Annotated in this window: 16 protein-coding genes; 9 read left to right on the top strand and 7 right to left on the bottom strand. The window is 44.0% G+C overall.

Annotation, left to right across the window (positions count from 1 at the left end; all coding sequences use genetic code 11):
- The first annotated feature begins 23 nt into the window (after positions 1–23).
- Both AC07NA_RS16480 and AC07NA_RS16475 read left to right on the top strand, forming a co-directional pair.
- Entirely contained in the window at positions 24–1,616 is a 1,593-nt protein-coding gene (locus AC07NA_RS16480; protein WP_494898685.1) for a glycoside hydrolase family 172 protein, read from the top strand.
- Between the two features lie 132 nt (positions 1,617–1,748).
- Positions 1,749–2,906: a hypothetical protein gene (locus tag AC07NA_RS16475; RefSeq protein WP_494898684.1), complete on the top strand. Its 1,158-nt coding sequence runs from the start codon at positions 1,749–1,751 to the stop codon at positions 2,904–2,906.
- 86 nt (positions 2,907–2,992) lie between these two features.
- On the opposite strand, the gene AC07NA_RS16470 is transcribed toward AC07NA_RS16475, so the two are convergent.
- The 3 genes from AC07NA_RS16470 to AC07NA_RS16460 all read right to left on the bottom strand — a co-directional run bounded on the left by AC07NA_RS16470 (position 2,993) and on the right by AC07NA_RS16460 (position 6,065).
- Entirely contained in the window at positions 2,993–3,976 is a 984-nt protein-coding gene (locus AC07NA_RS16470) for an aldo/keto reductase (RefSeq protein WP_494898683.1), read from the bottom strand.
- Between the two features lie 61 nt (positions 3,977–4,037).
- Complete coding sequence (locus AC07NA_RS16465) at positions 4,038–5,081, bottom strand: NAD(P)-dependent alcohol dehydrogenase (RefSeq protein WP_494898682.1); 1,044 nt, start codon at positions 5,079–5,081, stop codon at positions 4,038–4,040.
- Between the two features lie 102 nt (positions 5,082–5,183).
- Positions 5,184–6,065, bottom strand: coding sequence for a helix-turn-helix domain-containing protein (locus AC07NA_RS16460; protein WP_345210862.1), 882 nt, complete (start codon positions 6,063–6,065; stop codon positions 5,184–5,186).
- Positions 6,066–6,402: 337 nt separating this feature from the next.
- Between AC07NA_RS16460 and AC07NA_RS16455 the strand changes: the two genes are divergently transcribed.
- From AC07NA_RS16455 to AC07NA_RS16440, 4 genes are all read left to right on the top strand, one after another.
- Positions 6,403–6,918, top strand: coding sequence for an RNA polymerase sigma factor (locus AC07NA_RS16455; protein ID WP_494898681.1), 516 nt, complete (start codon positions 6,403–6,405; stop codon positions 6,916–6,918).
- Between the two features lie 93 nt (positions 6,919–7,011).
- Positions 7,012–7,983, top strand: a complete 972-nt coding sequence (locus AC07NA_RS16450) for a FecR family protein (protein ID WP_494898680.1) — start codon at positions 7,012–7,014, stop codon at positions 7,981–7,983.
- Between the two features lie 134 nt (positions 7,984–8,117).
- On the top strand, positions 8,118–11,516 hold the full coding sequence (locus tag AC07NA_RS16445; RefSeq protein WP_494898679.1) for a SusC/RagA family TonB-linked outer membrane protein: 3,399 nt from the start codon (positions 8,118–8,120) through the stop codon (positions 11,514–11,516).
- Between the two features lie 28 nt (positions 11,517–11,544).
- The gene (locus AC07NA_RS16440) at positions 11,545–13,059 is read left to right on the top strand and encodes a RagB/SusD family nutrient uptake outer membrane protein (protein WP_494898678.1); all 1,515 of its coding nucleotides are present in this window, start codon (positions 11,545–11,547) and stop codon (positions 13,057–13,059) included.
- Positions 13,060–13,239: 180 nt separating this feature from the next.
- Here AC07NA_RS16440 and AC07NA_RS16435 read toward each other — a convergent pair whose 3' ends face one another.
- From AC07NA_RS16435 to AC07NA_RS16420, 4 genes are all read right to left on the bottom strand, one after another.
- On the bottom strand, positions 13,240–14,862 hold the full coding sequence (locus AC07NA_RS16435) for a RagB/SusD family nutrient uptake outer membrane protein (RefSeq protein WP_494898677.1): 1,623 nt from the start codon (positions 14,860–14,862) through the stop codon (positions 13,240–13,242).
- 18 nt (positions 14,863–14,880) lie between these two features.
- Positions 14,881–18,114, bottom strand: coding sequence for a TonB-dependent receptor (locus AC07NA_RS16430; protein WP_494898676.1), 3,234 nt, complete (start codon positions 18,112–18,114; stop codon positions 14,881–14,883).
- 252 nt (positions 18,115–18,366) lie between these two features.
- On the bottom strand, positions 18,367–19,521 hold the full coding sequence (locus AC07NA_RS16425) for a FecR family protein (RefSeq protein WP_494898675.1): 1,155 nt from the start codon (positions 19,519–19,521) through the stop codon (positions 18,367–18,369).
- A gap of 103 nt (positions 19,522–19,624) precedes the next feature.
- A complete protein-coding gene (locus AC07NA_RS16420; RefSeq protein ID WP_494898674.1) occupies positions 19,625–20,209 on the bottom strand; it encodes an RNA polymerase sigma-70 factor in 585 nt (194 codons plus the stop codon).
- A 406-nt stretch (positions 20,210–20,615) separates the two neighbouring features.
- Here AC07NA_RS16420 and AC07NA_RS16415 point away from each other — a divergent pair, with 406 nt between their 5' ends.
- The 3 genes from AC07NA_RS16415 to AC07NA_RS16405 all read left to right on the top strand — a co-directional run bounded on the left by AC07NA_RS16415 (position 20,616) and on the right by AC07NA_RS16405 (position 24,055).
- A complete protein-coding gene (locus AC07NA_RS16415; RefSeq protein WP_494898673.1) occupies positions 20,616–22,787 on the top strand; it encodes a glycosyl hydrolase family 95 catalytic domain-containing protein in 2,172 nt (723 codons plus the stop codon).
- Between the two features lie 115 nt (positions 22,788–22,902).
- On the top strand, positions 22,903–23,505 hold the full coding sequence (locus AC07NA_RS16410; protein ID WP_494898672.1) for a cupin domain-containing protein: 603 nt from the start codon (positions 22,903–22,905) through the stop codon (positions 23,503–23,505).
- Positions 23,506–23,662: 157 nt separating this feature from the next.
- Complete coding sequence (locus AC07NA_RS16405) at positions 23,663–24,055, top strand: GlcG/HbpS family heme-binding protein (RefSeq protein WP_494898670.1); 393 nt, start codon at positions 23,663–23,665, stop codon at positions 24,053–24,055.
- The last annotated feature ends 8 nt before the right edge of the window (positions 24,056–24,063 follow it).

The raw sequence follows: 24,063 nt of genomic DNA, 5'->3' as shown, positions 1-24,063 counted from the left end.
CGGGGTTGAAAAAAAGTCTGCCTATGTATAATAGATTATTGCTAATCGCTATATTGTTAATTGCCGGCATTAATTGCTTTGGCCAAAAAAAGGTGGATCTTAAGAGCTTGCTTACCGAACTGGCAGACAATACTTCGGTGGCCAGCTGGCCCGATCCATACTATAAGCAAATGCAGAGCAGCAGTTACGACCGCAACTCCGTTTCGCCCGATAAACCGGGCTGGTTTGCCAACGACGATCGCTCGCATTACATCCGCACCGAAGAGGTTGACGGCCATAAAGAAAATGTGATGCTGGATGTTGACGGTCCGGGTGCTATAGTGCGTTTTTGGCTCACCACCTTTCGGCGGAACGGTAAATTGAGGATCTATTTTGATGGGCAGACAAAACCGGAGATAACCATCCCGGCGTATGATCTTACCAAAAGCGGACTGGATTTAGGCAAAGGTTTACTGCAACCGCATTCGAGCTACGAACCGGCCGAAAAAGGCGGCAGTAATTTATACCTGCCTATGCCTTATGCCAAACACTGTAAAATAACCTGGGAAGATAATGACACCGATAACCAGCCGAGATATTACCAGGTAAATTATCGTGCCTATCAGCCCGGTACAAAGGTTAAAACATTTACGGTTGCCGAGTTTACCGCACTAAAACCTTTGGTTGAAAAAGTGAATAACAGCCTGCTGCACCCCGATGATATTAAAGGAAGCGTAGCACGGGCAAACGGAAATTTATTCCCGCAAACTACACTTATGCTGCGTGTGGCAGGTGCTTCATCTGCCATACGTTTGCTCACCATTAAAATTACTACGGCTAAGCCCGAAGATTATCAGCAGGCTTTACGCTCGGCCATTTTAAAAATCAGTTTCGACGGACACCAAACCGTTTGGTGCCCAGTGGGCGATTTTTCGGGCAGTGGAGTGGGCGGCAAGGCTATAAATAGCTGGTACCGCATGGTGGATGCCGATGGCCTCATCATTAGCAGGTGGGTAATGCCTTACCAGCGGTCGGCAGAGGTTTCCATAGTTAATACAGGCAGCGCGGAAATAAAGGTTAACATTATCGCCACAACCGAAAGCCGTAAATGGACGGCCAACAGCATGTATTTTCATGCAGACTGGAAAGCGCAAAACAACGTGGCCATTAAAAAGGGCGAAGAAGATAAACCTACCGAATGGGTATTTAACAGCATTAAAGGAAAAGGATTGTTTTTGGGCGATACCTTTGCCATATACAACCACATGCACAAATGGTATGGCGAAGGCGATCAAAAGATCTGGACCGATGGCGCTACCTTTCCCGATGAATTTGGTACCGGTGCCGAAGATTACTACAATACCTCATGGGCCCCTGTAGTATTGTACCAAACCCCGTTTGCCAATGCCCCGCGTGCCGATAACGCCGATTCTTTCGGCTACAATACCTTTACCCGAACACGTAACCTGGATGCTATCCCGTTTAAAGAATCGTTTCGCTACAGCTTGGAAACATTAGGCTGGGAAAACGGAACGGCCGATTTTGCCGCTACCACATACTGGTATGGTTTTAAAGGCGCTAAAAGCAGCGCGGCCGCTGAACAATCTTTGCCGGTGAGCTTAAAGGATAACGAATAGATTTCGCTGGGAATATCTTATTAATAAGTGTTGGTAAAAAAGTAGCGTATCACGTATATGTTACGTTGGTTTATTCGTAATCGTTTGATTTTTAATACGATATTTATATCGTTAAACAAAAGCCTTATCATTATGAAAAAACTCCTTATCCCGGCGCTGCTGTTATTGGCCGCCTGTCAAAACAAACCACTTGTTGATCCCGGTACAGCATCGGGCAAGCTGAAAAATGGTAAACTACGCACATTTGCGGGCACTACCCGTACCGATAGCCTCTACGGTGGCTCTGTTCACTTTGGTACCGCCAATAATCAGGATTACCTCGGCAATAAGATCGGCTATGCCATGAAACTGGCCCGCATGATGCACTGGAATTACTTTCGCGCTGATGCCTCAACAGATAGTCTCGGTAATCCGTCAAATGCTAATTTTGCCGTTTTTGTCGATTCGGCGTATAATGCCGGTTTTGGCGTATTTGCCGTACTTAGCAACCCTAATTTAGCAGCACCTGCTACGCCTGCTTCGGGTTACACTACATCAGAATTAAATGCTTTTTATCAAAAAGGTTATAACAAAGGGTACGGCTTTATAAACCGGTTCCCCGGAAAAATTGGTTTTCTCCAGGTTTACAATGAACTTGAATTGGATAATAATGCCAATTTGTTAAGATCTACCTATTATGGTACCGCCACACCTGCTGATAACGAGGTGAGCCCTAATAGATATGACATGACTAAATACAAGGCTTATCTTCAATATCTGAGCGGTATGTATTCGGGGGCAAAAGCTGCAAACAGTAACATTCGCGTGGGTATGAATTACGGTTGGATTCACTACGGCCTGTTCAGGAGATTTGCCCTGGATATGAAAGCCATTAATAAAAAATTGGATTTTATGGGTTTGGACTGGTATAACGATAGTGAATACGGAACAGACAGGAGCCACAATGTGAGCCCAATTGACACACCTATGGCTAATAAGGCCATAGTAAGACTTAAGCTGAAGTTTATAGATTCGAGCCTGGTGACGCAGGTTGGTATCACCGAAACAGGTATATCATTTGGCGGTACGCCAAGCCCCGGCATTAACCCTAATGGTTTGGGAAAAGGCGGTTTCTTAACCCTGATGCACAGCCAATACAAACCGAAGTGTAACTTTTTATTCTATTATGAATTGTTTAAAGAGCCATTGACGAGAGGATCGGGTACCAAGGAAGCTGAATTTGGTATTCAAACACCAACCAATTTGTCGCCAAATATTTTAGTTACTGATACACTTTCATTACTACACTAACTCATTTACAGAGATAGTAAAAAAGCAAAAAGAGCGGAATACGACATAATATCGTGTTCCGCTCTTTTGTATAAATAGCCGGTAGATTAGTTCTTATCTACAAACTTGTTATTGGCTTCATTATAACGGGCACCTGTATCGGGGTACTTGGTCAGTATCGCTTCAATAGCGGTTATGTCGGTATCAGATAGGTTTACATCAACCGATCCCGCGTTTTCAACCAGGTATTTGCGGCGTTTTGTACCGGGGATAGGGATAATGTTTTCGCCTTGTGCCAGTACCCACGCGATGGCCAGTTGTGCGGGCGAACAATTTTTAGTCGCAGCCAGGGCGGCAAATTCCTGTGTCAAACCGCGGTTGTTATCCACATGCTCTCCCTGAAAGCGCGGCAGGGTTTTACGGAAATCGCCATCTTTTAAAGTAGTTACATCCAGCGTATTGGTTACCAAACCCCTCGCCAGCGGACTAAACGGTATAAAAGAAATTCCCAATTCTTTGCAAAGCGGCAATATTTCGTTCTCTACTTCGCGGGTTAATAAAGAGTATTCACTTTGCAGGGCACTGATAGGGTGAACGGCATGGGCACGTTTAACTGAATTTGCCGATGCTTCAGATAGGCCAAGGTAGCGCACTTTGCCTTCTTTTACCAAATCGGCCATAGCGCCAACCATTTCTTCAACCGGCACATTCGGATCTATACGGTGAGCGTAGTACAGGTCGATCACATCGGTTTGCAGGCGTTTCAAACTTGCTTCAACCGCGGTTTTAATATAGGCAGGTGAACCGTTAAAGGCGGTATAGCCTTTAGTATTCAGTTCGAACCCAAACTTGGTAGCGATGAATATTTTCTGACGGTTAGGTTTTAATACTTTGGCTACCAGTTCTTCATTGGCGCCGTTGGCATAAATATCGGCGGTATCCCAAAAGTTGATACCCAGCTCTATGGCCTTCTCCAGCGTTGCAATAGATTCGGCATCGTCCGGTTCGCCATAGGCATGGTTCATACTCATGCAGCCTAAGCCAATGGCAGATAGTTCAACATCGGTATTACCTAATTTTCTGTATTTCATTGTTTATCAATTTAAGGGTGCTGATAACCGGCACCCTGTTTTTTAGCAGTTGACCGGCTGATTACAACGTAGCCAGATCGATCACGAAACGGTAACGAACATCGCCTTTCGTCATGCGATCGTAGGCAGCATAAATATCTTTAATATCGATCAGCTCAATATCTGACACGATGTTATGTTCGGCACAGTAATCCAGCATTTCCTGGGTTTCAGGCAAGCCGCCTATCATCGAACCAACCAAACTTTTGCGACCGCCAATCAGGCTGAAAGCATAAAGCTGTGCCGGTGTAGGAGGTACGCCAACGCAAATATGTACGCCATTGGTAGCCAGTAAAGACAGATATAGGTTCAAATCGTGATCGGCAGAAACGGTATCTAAAATAAAATCGAAAGTACCGGCAACGGCTTTCACCTGCTCTTCATCACTGGTTACAACAAAATGATGCGCGCCCAGTTTTTTAGCGTCTTCTTCTTTTTTAGGCGATGTGCTTAACACGGTAACTTCGGCGCCGAAAGCAACACCAAATTTAACGGCCATGTGGCCTAAACCGCCCAAACCTAAAACTGCCAATTTGTGGCCTTTGCCAACTTTCCAGTGTTTTAAAGGCGAATAGGTAGTGATGCCCGCGCATAGCAATGGGGCAACCGCGGCAAGATCCAATTTTTCTGAAATTTGCAGCACAAAATCTTCATGTACTACAATGCTGTTTGAGTAGCCGCCGTAGGTTGGGGTTACTTTATCCTGCTCAACGCCATTATAAGTTTGTGAGTGGCCATTGGTGCAATATTGCTCTAAGCCGTCCTGACAGTTTTTACAAATCCTGCACGAGTCAACCAAACAACCTGTACCGGCCAAGTCGCCGATCTTGAATTTTTTTACATGGTCGCCAACCTTTACTACTTTGCCTACAATTTCGTGACCGGGTACCATCGGGAAGATGGAGCCGCCCCATTCGTCTTTTATCTGGTGCAGATCGGAGTGGCAAACGCCGCAATATAAAATTTCAAATTGCACATCGTGCGGACCAACCTCACGGCGTTCAAAATTCCACGGAGCGAGGTCTGTTTGCGCGTTTTGTGCCGCGTATCCTTTTACTGGTATCATTTAATTACTTGTTTAAGTGTTTAATTGATACAAAGGTGTGGCATTTTCAAGCCTGTAGTTAGTCTTTAACGTTCAAATAAATTGACTTTGGCGTTCAATTACTCAGGCGCTCTGTAATTCTGTTTTATGTGCCGATGGCGAACAGCCGTAATGCGATTTATAAAGGCGCGAAAAGTGGGCCACGCTTTCAAAACCGAGCGAATAGCAAACATCCTTCACCGCCATATCGGCACGCAGCAGTTCGGCAGCTTTGGTCAGCCGCTTTTCCCTGATCCACAGGGCAGGGGTAGTTTTATATATGGCATGAAAATCGCGCTTAAAGCTGGACAGGCTCCTGCCCGAAAGATAAGCCAGTTCGGTAAGTGTGGCCGGTGTGGCATAATGCTCCATCACTATGGTTGGTATATCGCCATAAACCTGTTGCTTTAGCTGTAATAATTGCTGTAAAAGGTTTTTATCGGTGCTGGCCAAGTCATACAGCAATTCCATCATTTTAAGTTTGAGCAGGTTGCCGTCAATAGCCTCAGGGTTTTCAAAGTAGGGCACTACCGAATCAAAGAATTTTTGCAGCAACGGCTTAACGGGCTTTACCACCACCTTAACCATTTCATCCGTTTCTACCGATTGGATGTTGGCCATCTTCATGAACTCTATCAAAAACTCATCCTTCAAAAAGAACATCATGCTCTCATACACATTGCCCTTTTCGGGATTGCCGGTTTTATCGTAACCTATCTGTATGGCTTTTTTCAGGAAAACCATTTCATTTTTGTTCACCACAAACTCGTTATTGCAATAGGTTATCTTATTGGTGCCTTCCATTACAACCAACAGCATATGGTTTTGCAAAAACATGGTGCCCTGCTTACGGCTTGTTTGCGTGCACGATTCTACAATGCTTAAACCATTCAGTTTAAGGTCGCGGTTAAAATGCGGCGAACAGGTCATGTCGGCAGGTACTTTTATAGCTTTTGTTTTTTCCATTGATAATTTGAGCATGAATGCAGCAAAAGTAGAAAATTATAAAGGAGCATATTGTACAATAAAGGTCATATAAATTGACTATTAAGTTCAAGGTCGGCTAAGTTGATAGAATTTGAACCGATAGCTGTAAATCGAAATCCTGCTTATTTCTTGAAATGTGCTTCAACTCCAAGGTGGGCGTTTGTCAGAAAATTATGGTTTTAACACAATTTATGTAGGCGTAACAATTATTTAAAGCCCCGCCTGTAGGTTTGGGGTAATGAAAAACAGTTTGCCAGCGGACCCTCATCTGTTAAGCCAAATGCAGGCTGATGATCAAAAGGCGCTGTTATTATTGATGAAAAAATATGACCGGGCTTTGTTCCGGTACATCTATTCACGCATCAATTCGGCCGAAAACGCTAAGGAAGCGGTACAGGACATCTTCATTACCTTATGGAACAACCGCTATAGCATCCAGATCAACGATACCATATCGCCCTATTTGTATAAAGCCGCTAAGTACAAGGTTGTAGATTTTTATACCGCTGCCAACCGCGAAATAATAAATTACGAAGCGCTGTTGCCCGAGTATCAGTACGACGCGGCTCCCGCCGCCGATCAGGACATCGTTGCCTCCGAATTGGAGGATTGGTTTAGCAGCGAGATCAATAAACTGCCTGAGTCTGTAAAAAACGTGTTTAAGCTGAGCCGCCTCGAACAGCTTACCATAAAAGATATTGCCCGCCGGCTTTCCCTGTCAGAACAAACGGTAAAAAATAACCTTACCATTGCCCTTAAACACCTGCATGTGCGCTTTAACCGCATAGTGAGCATCTCGTTTATCCTCATCGCGCTTAAATACCTGTTATAAGGTGAAATCTTTGGTGTTTTTATTTTAACAAACTTTTCATAATTATTTAACGGTACTCATCGCCGCATCTGCCGATTATAGGTGCAGATGAATATGAAAGGATCGGCACAGGAAAAAGCCTTGTTAAAAAAATACCGGGACGGCGAATGCACACCCGCGGAAAAACTTCGGGTAGAGCAATGGCTCGCCGGATTAGGCCGTCAGGATATTCCTGAAGTTTCTTCAGCATCCGAAAAAAATATCCTGAAAACTGTACGCAAGGAAGTACTGAAACAAACCGGTACCCCACGTGGCCGTACTGTAACAATATTTCGCTACGCGAGTGTGGCTGCAATGCTGGTGTTTATCCCTTTAGCTTACTTGTTTTATAACCAGTTATCTAAACCGCAAACACCTGCCGAACAACGCTTTTCTACCTTGCCGGGGCAGCAAAAGATCATTGTACTGCCCGATAGTACCGAGGTAACGCTTAATTCCTCGTCATCATTAGCTGTAGGCGGCAGCTATAATCAAAAATATCGCCGTGTAACGCTTTCGGGCGAAGCCTATTTCAGGGTTAAGCACGATAAGCAAAGGCCGTTTATTGTAAGCACCGGCAAATTACAAACGCAGGTTTTGGGTACCGAGTTCAATGTGCATGCTTATACCGACGAGGCCAATATTAAGGTAGCCGTGGTACAAGGCCGTGTTAAAGTAAGCGAACAACAAAACGGCATTACCAAACAGTTGGGTGATGTACTTACCCACAATTTGATGTTGAGCTACGATGTAAATAGTCGCCGCCATATTACCACTACTGCCGATGCCGAAAAGTTGAGCGCATGGAAAAAAGGCGAACTGTATTTTGAGGAAACCGGTATTCAGGAGATAGTAAAAGCACTGTCGAGGCGGTATAACCAGGGTATAGAACTGGCAGATGCGCCTTTGGCCAACTGCAAATATACGATCAGCTTTTCTTCGGGCGATGCTTTGCCTAAAGTGCTTACGGTACTGGGCCAGTTAAGCGGCATTACTTATCAAACAACACAAAACAAGATCATCATACACGCAAAAAATTGCCATTAATTATGATATAAACCCAAGTCAATAAAAACAAGAACAGGCCGATGCATCGAACACCTGCCTGTTGTATGGCTGCTGAAGCAGCAGGCCATAGTTATTTCAACGATACCCAAATCATATTAATAACATTAGTAAAAATGAGAAATCTTTATCAATTTATTTCAAACAAATACATTTTCAGGAAATTCCCCATATTCCTGAACCTGTTATTGATCCTTACATTCAATACCACGCCTTCATTCTCTGCCGATGGGCAAACCATCAATACCATGCGTATCAGCATAACGGTAAAAAACGAACGCATAAAAAACGTTTTCAAGATCATTGAACAAAAAACATCTTTCAAAATTGGTTATAACTCAAACAATTTCGATTCTGACCGTACAATAAGCCTTAGCGCCAATAACGAATTGGTAATAAATATCCTGAAAGAGTTATTATCGGGTTACCAGGGTTCGGTACAACAGGTAGATGAGCAACACGTATTACTAAAGGTTGAAAAACAAAAGCCTGCTACTGTACCTGCCAAACAGGTAAATGCAGCCCCGGGCATTCGTGTTTCGGGTACGGTAAAAGATGAAGAGGGCTTTCCGCTTGTGGGTGTTACCGTTGCTTCAAAAGGTACTACAGTTGGTGGTGTAACCAACGAGGAAGGACAATACAACCTTAATGTTGAAGAGAACGCCATACTTGTTTTTCAATACATAGGTTATGTAAGCCAGGAGATAGCGGTAAAAAATCAACCTGTTATTGATGTGGTAATGAAAGCCGACAATCAATCGCTGCGCGAGGTAGTGGTAGTAGGTTACGGTACCCAAAGCCGTTCAACATTATCAGGAGCTATCACCAGTGTTAATCTTGATAAATTAACGTCACGCTCTTTCCGTAACGTTCAGGAAGCCCTGCAAGGTAAAGCCGCAGGTGTAGTGGTAAACAACAATGGCGGCGACCCAACCGCCACACCGCAGGTAAACATACGCGGTTTAGGCGGTATAAACGGTGAGCAGCCATTATATGTAGTGGATGGTTCGGTTTTTTATCCCGGCACACCGGTACTTAACCCTAATGATATCGAATCGGTTTCGGTACTTAAGGATGCATCGGCGGCTATTTACGGTTCGCGTGCTTCGGGCGGTGTAATTCTTATCACTACCAAAAAAGGTGTAAAAGGCAAACTGGCTATTACTTTTGATGCTAAATACGGCGCTGAATCGGCCTGGCGCTTATTACAACCCCTTAACGCTAAAGAGTATGCCGATGTATACAATACGGCTACAGACAACGCGGGCAAACCCCGCCTCCCGGCTTTCGACGCCACACTTTACCCCGACGGACAGATTACCCGCACTAACTGGATGGATGAAATATTCAGAACCGGCCGCATGCAGGATTACAACATTGGTCTGAGCAGCGCTAACGAAACCAGCAGCATGTACATGAGCTTTAATTACCGCAAAGGCGAGGGCATATTGTTAAATACTTTCTCTGAACGTTACGCGTACCGTGTAAATTCTGATCATAAGATAAACAAGTGGCTTAAGGTAGGCGAAAACCTGTCTTTCAGCAATACTAACGGTCGTGGTACCAATACCTTCAGCGGGTATACAGGTGCTATACAGGCTGCTATTTTTTACCCGGCAAGCATTACACCACGTACAGAAACCGGCGCGTATTCAGGCTTGCCAATTCAATACGCGGGTTCATACGGTGATGTGGTTAACCCGGTAGCCAACCTTGAACGTATAGACAGCAGTAATCCTATAAACACCATTATTGCCAACCCTTACCTGGAAGCAACATTGTTACCCGGTTTAAAATTCCGTTCTAACTATTCGATAACCAAGGTTTTCAACTATTACAAAAACTTTTCGGCAATAGTGCCTGAGGTGGGTAAACCTGTGCTTACCAACACCCTATCAGAAGCATCGGGCACCGAAAACCGTTTTTTGGCCGAGCAAACTTTAAACTATAACAAATCAATAGGCAAGCATAATTTTGATGTGCTGGGTGGTTACAGTTATCAGAAAAATACCAGCCAGGGCTTATCGGCATCATTATCGGGTTTTGGCAACGAGAACCCGCTTTACCGCTATTTTGTTAACGGTACAGGCACACCGGTACCACAACCCGGCGACTATAAAGTTACCGAGGCCCTTGTATCATACCTGGCGCGTGTAAATTACGATTACGACCACAAATACTTGCTATCATTAACCGGCCGCCGCGATGGTACGTCACTTGTTGCCGAAAAAAACAAGTTTCAAAACTTCGGTTCTATATCGGGTGGTTGGGTACTTAGTCGCGAAAACTTTATGCAACCGCTGTATTGGCTTAGCAATTTAAAATTGCGCGCAAGTTATGGTGTGTTAGGTAACTTGTCTTCGGTATCAACAACCGCGGTTAGCCCTAACCTGGGTTCGGGTACGTTGTATCTGGGTGCCGATCCCACATTGCTTAACGGTTATTACAGCAGCGATCGTTCAAACCCTGATCTTACCTGGGCAAAATCAAAACAAACTGATATAGGTTTAGACCTCGGCTTTTTAAACGAGCGTATCACCCTTAATGCCGATTACTTTGTTAAAAATACCGAAGATATGCTGATGAGCATTCCTGCAGGTATTGGTTTAGGCAATGTGTGGGTAAATGGTGGTAAGGTGCAGGATAAAGGTTTTGAATTTAGCCTGAGCTATAACAGCGATCAGCGTAAAGATTTTAAATACAATGTTACCGCTAACTTAAGTAAGATCAACAATAAAGTACTGTCTTTGCCAAATAACGTGCCTACTACAGGCAGCAGCCCGAGCGTGAGGGGTTTACTATCACCGGTACGTATACAGGTAGGTCAGCCGCTTTATTCATATTTCTCTATAAAAACCGATGGTTTATTCCAAAACCAGGAAGAGATAAACAATTACCGCGCACCTGATGGTACGCTTATACAACCAAATGCCAAACCGGGCGATATTAAGTTTGTGGATGCAAGCGGCAACGGTAAAATAGGCGACGAAGACCGCCAGTTCTTAGGCAGCGCTTTCCCTGATTTTACTTATGGCTTCAGTTTTAATGCCAGCTACAAAAATTTCGACCTGAACATTTTCGCGCAGGGCGTACAAGGCAATAAACTATACAACGCTTTAAAATATACCAGCTGGAACGCGGGCGGTTTAGGACAAAACTATAACCTGCTGAACGATGTTTTGAATGCCTGGACACCGCAAAATACCAATACTAACATTCCGCGTATTACCGCGAGCGATGCCAACGGTAACTTTGGTACCAACTCTGATTTTTATATTGAAAAAGGCTCATACCTGCGTATCAAGAACGTAACGCTTGGCTACACCTTTACGCCTAAAGTTTTGCGAAATGCAGGTATAAGCAGCCTGCGTATTTACTCAACAGCCAACAACCTGTTCACCATAACCAAATATAAAGGGTTTGACCCCGAGGTTGGTTTTGACAACTACGGTATGGATGTGGGCCGCTATCCGCAATCGCGAGCTTTCATTTTTGGTATAAACCTCACTTTGTAAGTAAAAACTATCTCATATTAAAAAGAGCATGAAAAAGATATTAAATAACCTCCTCATCTTATCGGCAAGCCTGCTACTGGGTTCTTGTTCTAATAAGCTGGATATATTACCTGAAGGCGCAGTATCTGAAAGCAATTTCTGGCGCACTTCTGACGATGCCGTACTGGGCGCGAACGCCATGTACCAGCCTTTTGATGGCGAAGAGTTTTATGGCCGCGGTTATATGTGGTTCATTAACGCCAGCGACGATATGGTTACCGGCCGTATAAACACTAATGCCGATGCTATAAAAAACTTTAGCAGTACTTATTATTCAAGCAGCTATACTGTTGATCAGTGGAATATGCGTTATTCTGTGATAAGGCGTGCAAACGATGTGATCAATAAGATTCCCGCCATCAGCATGGATGCTACCCTGAAAAACCGTTTAATGGGCGAAGCCTATTTTTTAAGTGGCCTGATGTATTTTCAGTTAGCTTATAACTACGGCGATTCACGTGCCGGCTTACCTATCATCACCCGCGAAAACAATAACGACCCTAACCCTACACCACGTGCCGCCAATGTTGACGCCAACTATACCTACATTGAGGGTGAGCTTAAAAAAGCGGCTAACCTGCTGCCAATGCTGGCGCAATTAGGTACTGCCAATTATGGCAGACCACATAAGGTTGCTGCCTGGGGTTATCTTTCAAAAATGTACCTGTATAAAAAGGATTACGTAAATGCCGAAAAGTATGCCGATTCGGTGATCAACTTTGGTAACAGGGCACTTTTGGATAACTATGGCGATGTGTTTAAAGCTGCTAATAATTACAGTTCAGAATATATCTGGTCGGCAGTAAGTACCGCTAAAGGCGCAGCTGGCTGGGGCAGTATTTTACCGGGTGTAATGCTGGAAAATAAAGGCTGGGGCAAGTACAATGGCTGGGGTTATTACCAACCAACCAAAGAGTTGTATGACGCGTATGAAACCGGCGACACACGCCGCGAGGTAACCATATTGAAACCGGGCGATAAGTTCATGTTCTTCGGCGTAGAAAATACTTACAGCTCGGTGAACAGTCTTTCGGGTTACCAGTTCAGAAAATACATGGAACCGTTCAGCTATGCAAGCCCGGTAGGCTCACATATCAGTTCTAATGGAGATCACCCTACTACAGACCTTAACGTGCCTTTATTACGTTATGCCGAGATCCTGTTAATTAAGGCCGAAGCAGCATTAATGCAGAATAAAAATGCCGATAAGGAGATCAACCTGGTGCGCCGTCGCGCAGGCTTAGAAAATATCAGCAACGCCACCATGGCCGATCTGAAAAAACAACGCCGTTGCGAACTTGCCGGTGAATGGGCCGACCGTCACCGCGATTTGGTACGCTGGGGCGATGCGCAGGCCGCTTACGCACAACCATTGCACGGCTTTAGCGGCAGTGTAATATGGCCATCGCGTACCTTTAACCCAACTGTACACCATGTTTGGGCAGTACCGCAAAAAGAAATAGACCGCAGCAGTGGTATCATCACACAAAACCAGGGCTGGTAAATAAAATAAAAAGGTCACGGGAGTAGTATTCCCGTGACCTTTTTATTTGAACCAACCGCTAAGCATCTGCGCGATGTTATTTCTAATCGATCAGGAAGACTCCATTTATTCATCCTTAATTATGGAAAAATTATCCTGACGATGACTAACTGGAGGCGTTCGAATTTTTAGAAGGTGAGCTTATTGCCAGCCCGGATTTTGTTCCATTTTGGTAATATCTATTTCCTTTTGCGGAATAGGCATGTACCACATTTTAGGATCAAAGGCACGGTTTTCCGCTGTAATTAGGGTAAAGCTTGTTCCGGCTGCATCGGCCCAAACAATGCCTTTAATTTGTCCGCCAAAGGTTAGTTTCCATCTGCGGTCATCAAAAAAGCGATGCTCTTCAAAGCAAAGCTCAATTCTTCGCTCGTGCCTTATGGCCAGGCGCATTTGTTCTTTTGACAGATCTGCCGCCAGCCCGGGCAAACCGGCCCTGGATCTGATCAGGTTAATATAGTTATAGATCAGCGGATCGGCAGAAGGGCTGCTGTTTGCCTCATTGCTCGCCTCGGCATAGTTTAAGTACATCTCTGCCAACCTGAACCATATACTCATCATTTGCTTTCCGGGCCCGTTACTCAGGTCAACAGACTCATCACAAAATTTGCGGGTATAATAGCCTGTCCTGGTATTATCATTACCGCCATTAATGGCCGCGTTACCTCCGGGATTGGTTTGTATGCGGATACCTCTTAGTACGCTGCCATTGTACCAAACGGTGCCGTAAAAGCGCGGCTCGCGGTGCAGGTACGGGTTAGCCGGGTCATAACCGGATGTAGGATCGGTAATGTTTTTTCCGTTATCCATCTGGTACTCATCAACAAAGTTTTGGGTGGGCGTTTCGTTTCCCCAGCCGCCGTTAGATGCCGGGTAGTAATTTTGTTCATAATCCTTACCGTTGCCTAAGTTGATAAACCAAATGATCTCTTTGTTGGCAAAAGCGTTAAATATAGCCTTGTAGTTTTCGGCCTTATCTGAATTTAAATCATACAACGCGTATTGGTTAAGGTCAATAACATCCTTTGCCGCTTTTGCTGCCGCCTGCCATTTGGCAGTGTTATCTGCCGAGTTTAGCGGGCTTGCAGCATATAACAAAAGCCTCGATTTAAGGGCCATGCACATGGCTTTGTTGGCCCTGCCCAATTGGTTTGCCGGGTAGGTAGCCGGGAGTAAGGTAATAGCCTCATCAAGATCATTTTGCATAAAAGCTACGCATTCATCATACGTATTGCGGGCTATTTTAAAATCGGCGTCGGGTGCAAATGCCTGTGAAATGATCGGGACCCGGCCAAATACTTTTAATACATCAAAATAAAGGAACGCGCGCAGAAATAACGCCTCGCCTCTTAATCTACTCCTGGTAATATCGTCGCCCGCGTTAATGGCGGGTACGGTTGGCAGTTTTTCCAGCAAAATATTGCACTTCCTGATATTTCTGAACGCGTTAGCCCAAATATCACCTATATAGTTAGTGATGTTTGTGGGGCCATATCCACCACCGTTAAAAGTGCGGCCATCCTGAAAGAAGGTAGGAGCGGCCTCGTCGCTCAGGCAATCCAACGAAGTAAACCTATGGCTGGTTCTTTTTTGATATGACGGAAGTTCGGCGTATATATTATTCGCGAAGTTTTCTGTTTGGATCATCGTGCTGAAGGCTTGTTCTTCAGAGATATTTTCATTAGGCGCGAGATCTAAATATTTCTTACACGAACAGAAAAATGTAAGCAATAGAACCGCTGCTGCTATTATAGTTTTTTTCATGATACTATCTATTAAATCTTAGAAATCAAGTCTGACACCGAAATTGTATACCTTTTGTTGCGGATAGGTATTACCTATACCGCCATTGCCATATTCGGGGTCAACAAACTTAATTTCGGACCAGGTGAACAAATTTTGACCATTTGCAAATACCCGCACCCTCTTCAGCCCTACCTTTTTCAGCAGGTCCTGTGCAAACGAGTAACCGATCTCCGCGTTTTTTAGCCTCACGTAATTTCCGCTTTGCTGGGTAAAGGTAGAGAGCCTTGTATTATTGGCATTCGCGCCAATATCTATCCTCGGGTAAGTAGCGGTAACGGCATTTTCCGGTGTCCAGCTGTTAAGCTGTTCTTTAAGTGCCGTTCCCTGCCTGTCAAATGGAACATAGCCGAACTCATCAAAATATACGCTTGAATGTGCTGAGCCCTGGAAAAGAACGCTCAGGTCAAAACTTCTGTAGCTCATATCAAGGGTTACGCCATATTGTATCTCAGGAATTGTAGAATAACCGATAGCCACACGGTCGAAATCGTTGATAATGCCGTCGCCATTTTCATCTTTGTATTTAATATCGCCCGGAATTACCCTGCTGGTGTATGTTTGTGTGGGGCTGTTAGCAATCTCGTCGGCATTTTGAAAGAACCCCTGAGAAATAAGCCCTAAGGGTTGATACACACGCTTGCCAACACCCGACTGATAGCCGTAAAGCGGCGTAGCCTCATTATTATCAAGTACTTTACTCCGGTTAAAGCCTACGTTACCCCTTAAGTTAACCATTAGGCTGCGGAATTTTTTACGGATACCTAATTCGGTTTCAAAGCCCTGGTTTCTTACCTCACCTTTGTTAATAGGCGGAAAATTAGGCAATCCGGCCGCGTCAGGAACGAGGGAGCTCACCAGGATCCGTTTCCTGTTTTCACGGAACAGGTCTACATTAAGGGTAATAAGGTCGTGAAAAAATTTACTCTCAAAAGCGATGTTTTTCTTGTAGCCACGCTCCCACGTAATGTTTCTATTACCCAAAAATGCCTCCCTTAAGCCGTTTGATGAGGATGGAGGATTACCAAAGCTACCGCCTCCTGCATCGGCATAATAACTGTTGAACAGGAAACGGCTGCCGCCGATCTGGTCGTTACCTACCACCCCGAAAGATGCCCGTAATTTTAAGAAGGAGATGAAACTAACGTTATCCTTAAAAAACGCTTCTTCGCTGGCAATCCAGCCGATGGCACCCGCAGGAAAAAAGCCATAACGTTTACCGGGTGCAAAGTTTTCAGAGCCATTGTAGGCATAAGTAGCCTCTGCAAAGTATTTATATTTATAATTATAGGTCGTTCTTCCCGAAAAGCCTTGCACAGCAGCCGGAATCTCAATATTACTGTATGATTTTTGCTGTGTAAAGATCGCGGAACTGGTTATAGCGCTGGGGCCAAAGGTTCTGTCATAAGCCAGTGTAGCACGATAGGTTGAAAACCTGGTAAGGCCGTATGAGCCCGATACCGTACCCAGTTTTGAGCCGGTGCCAACCCTGGTGTAAGTGCCATCGGCATTGTACTGAAAAGAATCATAACTTTTGCCCCGTTGCTGATCCTGAAAGTAGTTGGCATCGTACGATAAAGAAACCGTTGCCGACAGGCCTTTGGTCAGCATATCTAACTTTTGTGTGAGGGCGAATGTTCCCTGCGAGCGCCCGGTGTACGATACCACATACCCAACATCTGATAGTTCTGCCACAGGGTTTACGCCCAATGAACCGGCCGCGCCGAATGATCCGTCGGGGTTTCTGATAGGTGCCAGGTTAGGCGGGATACGAACGATAGAAAAGAATGGCTCGTTTGAATATCTTGGCCTGTTCACTGATCCGAAACTTCCTGACAGGTCTAACCGCAATATTGTTGTTTTGGTTACGTCTACATCGAGGTTACCGCGAAAGTTATATCGTTTGGCAACCTGGTCTGAAGGGTAAGGGGTAGGGTAGGTTTTATAGATCCCATCCTGCGACAGGTAACCTGCGGAAACAAAGAACCGTGCAAAATTTGATCCGCCTGTAACGTTAAGGTTGGTCCTGGTCATAGCAGAATGTTTTCTCAGCAAAATTGACGCGAAGTCATTATCAGGGTACAGGTAAGGATCCGAATGGTTTTTGTAGCCCTCCAACTGCGCATCTGTATAAGTAAGCGGCTGTCCGTTGTTTTTGTTCGCCTGGTTAAATAAGGTTGCATACTCAAAAGCATTAACCACTTCCGGTATCCTTGTAGGCGATTGCAAACCGTATTGCGTTGTAAGGCTTATTGCCGGCGCTTTTGATGATGATCCCCTTCTGCTGGTGATGAGTACAACACCATTTGCACCCCTGATACCGTAAACGGCCGTTGCCGTGGCATCCTTCAAAATGCTTACGCTCTCTACATCGCTTGGCTCAATATCGGCCATGGTACGGCCCTCCACACCATCTACAACAACCATTGGCCCCGAGCCGTTGAGTGTTGCCACACCGCGTATAAGTAATTGTGCATCATCACTTCCCTGCATGCCGCTTCTCTGTATAGAGATCAAGCCGGGTAATCGCCCGGCTAACGCGTTGCTGAGGTTTGATACCGGGCTTTGGCTTAGCTCCTTGGTTGACACCGAAGATATGGCGCCTATTACGCTGGCCCTCTTTTGAACGCCCTGCCCAACCACTACCACTTCATCAAGCCCTTTGTTATCTTCAAGCAGTGTTATTTTAAGTTCCGTTTCATTACTTACAACTATCTTTTGTGTAAGATAACTTAAGGTAGATATGATGAGCACATCGTTAACCTTAATGTTTTTTAACGAAAACTTACCGTTATAATCAGTGGCCGTACCATTATTGGTATTTTCTACCTTAACGTTAACTCCCTGAACCGGATTGCCGTTGTTGTCCACAACCTGGCCGGTTAGGGTAAAATCGGCTATATCGCTTTGTTTCTGCTGTTTCTTCTCTAATATAACGATGGTTTTGTCGCGTATTTTGTAAAACAACGGTTTGCCGGTGAAGGCCTGGTTTAAAGCTGCTTCTACAGGGGCGTTTTTGATTTGAAGGCTGATATTGCCATACTTTTGCAAAAGCTCGTCGTTATACAAAAACTCATAACTGGTTTGTTTCTCTACCTCGGCAAAGAAAACTTTTAAAGTACTGTTATTTAACGATAAGGTGACCTGTTGCGCCTTGGTATTAGCGTGTACGCCCAAGGAAAACAGTATAATTAATATGGCGGTTACCTTCATTATTCTGATACTTTGGATAAATATTGTGCAAAGCGGTTTCCTTTCATGTTCTTTGACATAAAACAGATATTTCATAATTTAGTAAAGTTTGGTTACAGATTGGTTATTGGTTCATAATAAACAGATCAAGCCAGACAGAACCGGAAGTAGTGGAATACTTCCGGTTTATTTTTTTTCGGGATGATCATTTGGTTGGTGTGTAAAGCTTTATTTTATCATAGGCATTTATATAAGGTGTTTATACTTAATTAATTATTTATTGTTCACCCATAGGGTGTTCCCGGTGCGTTTGAATTTCAGGTTGGTAATATCTGTAAGCATCGACAATACTTCGTCCAGCGATTCGGTCCGCACGATTTTACCGCTGTAGTGCAATCCCTGTGGAATAGCGCCTGAATATTTAACATCGATGTTATACCACCTGGCCACCTGTTGCAGTATGGTTTCAATACCGTCTTCTCTGAAACGGAAATATCCATTTTTCCAGGCTATGGCTTTTTGAAGGTCGGCGTTGCTGATGCTTATTTTCGCTTGTTCAGTTACGGCTTGCTGCCCCGGCTTAAGTAAACCCACGCTGCCCTTGCTGCTTACCCTAACAGAACCCTCAAGCAGGGTAGTTGTAACAGCGCCCTTGTTAAATGTGTTGACGTTGAATTTCGTACCTAATACCGCTATTTCGGTTCCGGTTACGTTTACCTTGAACGGCCTTGAAGCATCGTGAAATACCTCAAAATAAGCTTCGCCCTTTAAAGTGACCACACGGTCTTTTGATTTATCAAAAGCAATAGGATACGTCAATTCAGATACATTATTTAACCACACCACCGTACCATCAGAAAGATTTACCCTGTAGGTTTGGCCTGTAGGTACGTTTAAAATGTTTTGAGCAGCAGCGCCGGCCCGGTGTTTACTGGTATAAGTAATGGTGTTTTTTTCGATGTTGATTATAGAACCATCGCTTTCTTTCAGGTTGTTAAGACCTTTATCCAGGTAAACTCTTTTTCCGTTGGATAGCGTAAGCATTAACCTGTTCTGCTGATCAGGCAGAGCGACGTTAGTGGTTTTCGCGGTGAGTTTACCGTGTTTTTCAGGTTGTAAAAAATAAACGCCTATCGCGACGAGCAGCATAGCAGCCATGCCCGATACGGCATAAATAAGCCATTTTAATTTTGCAGGCTTTTGCACAACTGTTAAGTGTGACGATGCACCTTCAATCCTCCTGATATTGTCATTGATCCGCCCGAGCATCAGGGCTTCGAAAGCCTGTCTTTTATCGTCATCCAATAGCTCTTCCGGTTCACTTTCGGCTTCGTATGAATAATACCATTCATCAAGCAAAAGCTTTTCCTCGGCGGTACATTTTCCGTCAAAGAACTTATCTATAAGTTCAGGGATATTATGGCTCATTGTATCAGGAAAATAAGATGGAACTTGGTTTATATATAGCAGAAGTACCCTAATAAGACCGGCACCCTAAAAAAAATAAAAAAATATTTCAGAACCTGCTTTATCAGAGATAATAAGCGGTGAGGAGAAAAAGGAGAGCCACGAAATCTTTCAGATTGATGCGTAATATGGCAAGCGCCTTGGTGATATGATATTCCACGGCCTTTTCAGTAATGTTTAGCAACTGGGCAATCTCTTTATTGCTTTTATGCTCCTTGCGGCTTAGTCTGAACACCATACCTGTTTTGGCGGGCAGCTCTTTTATGGCTGCTTCAAAACTGTTGTTTAGTTCGTCAAATAAAATAACCTCTTCCGTGTAGTTATCAAGATCGGCATATATGGCTTTTGCATTGTCAATATATGCCCGTTTTACCTGTTCGCTTCTGAAGTGCTTAAATACCATGTATTTTACTGCAGTAAAAACATAAGATGCAAACGCGTGCTCAATATTCAGATCTATACGTTTTACCCATAGGGTAGTAAACAGTTCCTGAATTATCTCTTCTGCTATTTCTTTTGACTTTACGCGTTTATAAACTACGCTGTATAATTTTGAGAAATAGCGGTTATAAAGGATATTAAATGCCTCCCTGTCGCCTTTCTGCAACCTCTTAAGCAATTCGGTATCATCAAGTTCAATAGTTTTCATCGGGGATACCCTTTTATAACTTTACAAATGGAATTACAAACATATTTTAATTGATAATAACTTTTATACATTCAAAATAAATATATAATAATTACCGTGCCTCTAACTATGCACCCGCGGTATTAATATTCTTAGGCGTGATTTTTACTGGCCCGCACAACCGGCAAAACTTTCTCATTTATTTTTTAGGGTAACGCGGCTTTAAGGGTACTCCTCCTGTAATAAAGCCAATTTCTATTGATCGATCTCTATTATGCATAGCAGTATTCTTGAACTGATCAGCTGTTTTTTTGATGATAAATGTATAGCGGATAAAAGCTAATGCCGATACTATTTATTGATTAAAGCAGCCAAAAGATACCGCATGCAATTGGAGATGTAATACCAGCGGGGTTTAAACTAAAGAATGAGAAAATATTTATTAAGTACAATACTACAGTTTATGGTATTGCAGGTGATAGCACAACCGGTAAACTACCATAACACATGGACCTCCGCACCCGCCCATATACCAAATACTGCCTCTGTTGATGCGCCGCTTATGGGTAACGGCGATATCACCATGAGTGTAGGGTTTAAGCATAGTATACTGCGTTATTACCTGTCAAAAAATGACTTTTGGCGTTTACAATCAAAAGCCGACCATCTTTCGGGGCCGCGTGTGGCAGGGTATCTGGATATCAAGATCGACGGCTTGGCCGATGCCGGTTTTAGCGCCGGGCAATCGCTGTTTGATGGTACAACCACTTGCGTTATAGCTAATGGAGAACAGAAATTACAAGCCCGGTCATGGGTTTCGGCAACTGATAACTTAATATTTATTACACTTAGCGCATTAAATGAGCCGTCATCAATTAACATCGCGCTTAACGCGCCTGAAAACAGCGCTGCAAAACTAACCATAGGCGAAACGGGCGGTATTAAACACCTTACCCGGGCGTTTACTGATAGTGTGGATATACCAACCGAAATAGACGTAGCTGTTAAAGCGATTAACCAAAAAGGCTACAAGATTAAGGTAATTCCGGGCAAACCCGTTACGCTTGTATTGGCTTTTGAAAGTAAATTTAAAACCAGGGCTCCGCTGGCGTATACCCTGAAAAGGGTAGCTGAGATTGATAGCGGTACCGTCAGTAATCTCGCCAAACAACATACTGCATGGTGGCAGGCATACTGGCAAAAATCCTCCTTAAGTGTTGCCGATACGGTGCTGATGAAAGCGTATTACCAGGGTCTTTACACCATGGCTGCTTGTAGTAGGGATACAAAATTTCCGCCGGCTATATTTGGATGGTGTACAACCGATAAACCCACCTGGAATGGCGATTACCATTTAAACTACAACTTTTACGCGCCATTTTACGCGTTGTATGGTGCAAACCGGCTTCAACAAGCATCGGTACAGGAAGCGCCGCTGCTTGATTTTATGCCCCGCGGGGCGTGGTATGCCAAACAGGTAACAAAAACGAGGGGCATACTGTACCCGGTTGGAATAGGGCCGTTAGGGGTTGAAGTTACACGCGATTTCCCGACAGGTTCAGATAACGGGTATACTTTAACTTCCGATGTTGATTCGGGCGGCTTGTTTTATAAACAAAAATCAAATGCGGTGTTCGGGGTTGTAAATATGGCGCAGCATTGGCGCTGTACTTACAATGTTGATTATGGCAAACTGATATACCCTTATGTATTGGGCGTGATTGATTTTTGGGAAGATTTTCTGAAGCTGGAGAATGGTCGTTATGTGATTTATGACGATGCTCAAAACGAAAAATCAGGCTATAATAAAAATCCAAGCATGTCGTTGGCGTTGCTTCGCGACGCGCTCGATCTGATGATAGATCTGAGTACCCAACTAAAAAGAGATGAGCAAAGGCAGGCAAAATGGAAAGATATATCAGCCCGGTTAAGTGATTTTCCTGTTCAGTTACAACAGGGCAAACAGGTTTTACGCGGCGCCGAAGCAGATGATCAGGGGCGTATTGTAAGAGGGGCAAGTTCCTCTGCCATATATCCGGCCAATGGAATTACACTTAACAGCGATACGGCAATGATGGCTACCGGCCTAAATACGGTAGAGGCCATACAACGCTGGGATCATCATAACTCAACCAATAGTTTTTATATGGCTGCTATAAGGGTGGGTTATAACCCGCGTAAAATAGTTGATGAGCTGCATAAATATGCTTTGCGTACATATCCTAACGGGTTTCAGCTCGATAATCCGCATGGTATAGAGAACGCGTGTACCGTGGCCAACGCCCTTCAGGAGATGTTTTGCATGAGTGTGGGCAACCGTATTCGCTTATTTGGTGTTTGGCCGCGCGAAATGGATGCGGCTTTTACCAACATCAGGGCGTGGGGGGCATTTCTTATCTCGGCAAGGTTATCAAAAGGAACTGTTGCCAATGTTAAAATTAAGAGCGAAAAGGGAAAGGATTGCACCATAGTAAACCCTTGGGTGGGTAAAGCGGTACTGTTGGTTCGCAATGGCCGCAGCAAAGAGCAGCTTAACGGCGATTTGCTCAGTTTTAAAACCTCTGTTAACGAAACCATTGAACTAAAGGCTTTGCCGTAAGCCAATATTTATCAGCTACATACATTATTCATCTCACATAGCTAATAACAATGCATAATGTTTAAAAAACACATAACCACATGATTATCTTGATTTTAAACAGAGGGTGTCGTATATGAAGAGTAGCCTTAACAGAAAGGATGTTTTTCAGGAGGAGAAACTCATCAGGGTGCTTTCACCCGTTTTAAATGATGCGAAAGCCAGGGCGGACGCACTTTTTGGTATTTATATTACGCAGATTGGGTACTTCCCGCGGGCATATTTCCATACTTGTAATTACCCTAACGGATGCGAGGATAACCTATTTATATACTCTGTAAAAGGCAAAGGGCATTGTGTTACCGGTAATTACGAATACATTGTTCGCCCCAATCAATTTATCATTATCCCGGCAATTGAAAAGCGCATTTCTTATTGGGCTGATGAGCATGATCCATGGACCATTTATGAACTGTATTTTACCGGCCCGCACATTAACATTTTCAATACTACATTCATATCCCGTTTTTCTAAGGGGCCTGTAAGTATACCTTACAATGAATACGGAATATCTGTATGGGAAAACATTTATAGTCTTCTTGAAATGGGATACAGTTTTAAAAACATGGTGAAGACCAGTTTTTTGATACGGCCTTTTTTAGCCTCGTTTCTGTTTTTAAACAACGGCAACCGGCCGGAGATAGATCAAAAAAAGACAATTGAAACAACGCCGGTATAGCGCCTGCTGATTAAAGTTTATCTCGTTAAAACCGTCACAGGCACACGAATCTTTGAAATTCATAATAAAAGCTGTGTTATTACTACAAAACACCCCGGGCGTTCTGCCCAACTTTGTTTCATCAAAACATCAGCACAATAATTAAAAACTAAATAAAATGGAAGCCACACAAGCACAAGCTTTACAAGCCATTGACCAGGCGGTTGGTAAAGCAAATCAAATTGGCGTTAATGCCAACATTACCATTCTTGATACAGCCGGGCACATCAAAGCCTTCCTGCGTATGGATGATGCCTTTCTTGGTTCAATTGATATTGCTATGGGTAAAGCCAAAACAGCCATGCTCTTCCGCATGAACTCAGAAGCGGTCGGCGCGTTCTTAGATCCCGCAAACAAATCCTATGGTTTGGAAAACACCAATGGTGGATTGGTGGCCTTTAAAGGCGGCATGCCCGTAAGGTTAGCAGGTGAAATAATAGCTTACATCGGTGTATCAGGCGGCAGCCCCGACCAGGATTTTGAAATAGCAACCGCAGGCAGCACAATATAAAAACAACT

Source organism: Mucilaginibacter sp. GW821-FHT07G05 (genome assembly GCF_059418565.1).
This window is presented reverse-complemented; position numbering and strand designations above follow the sequence as displayed.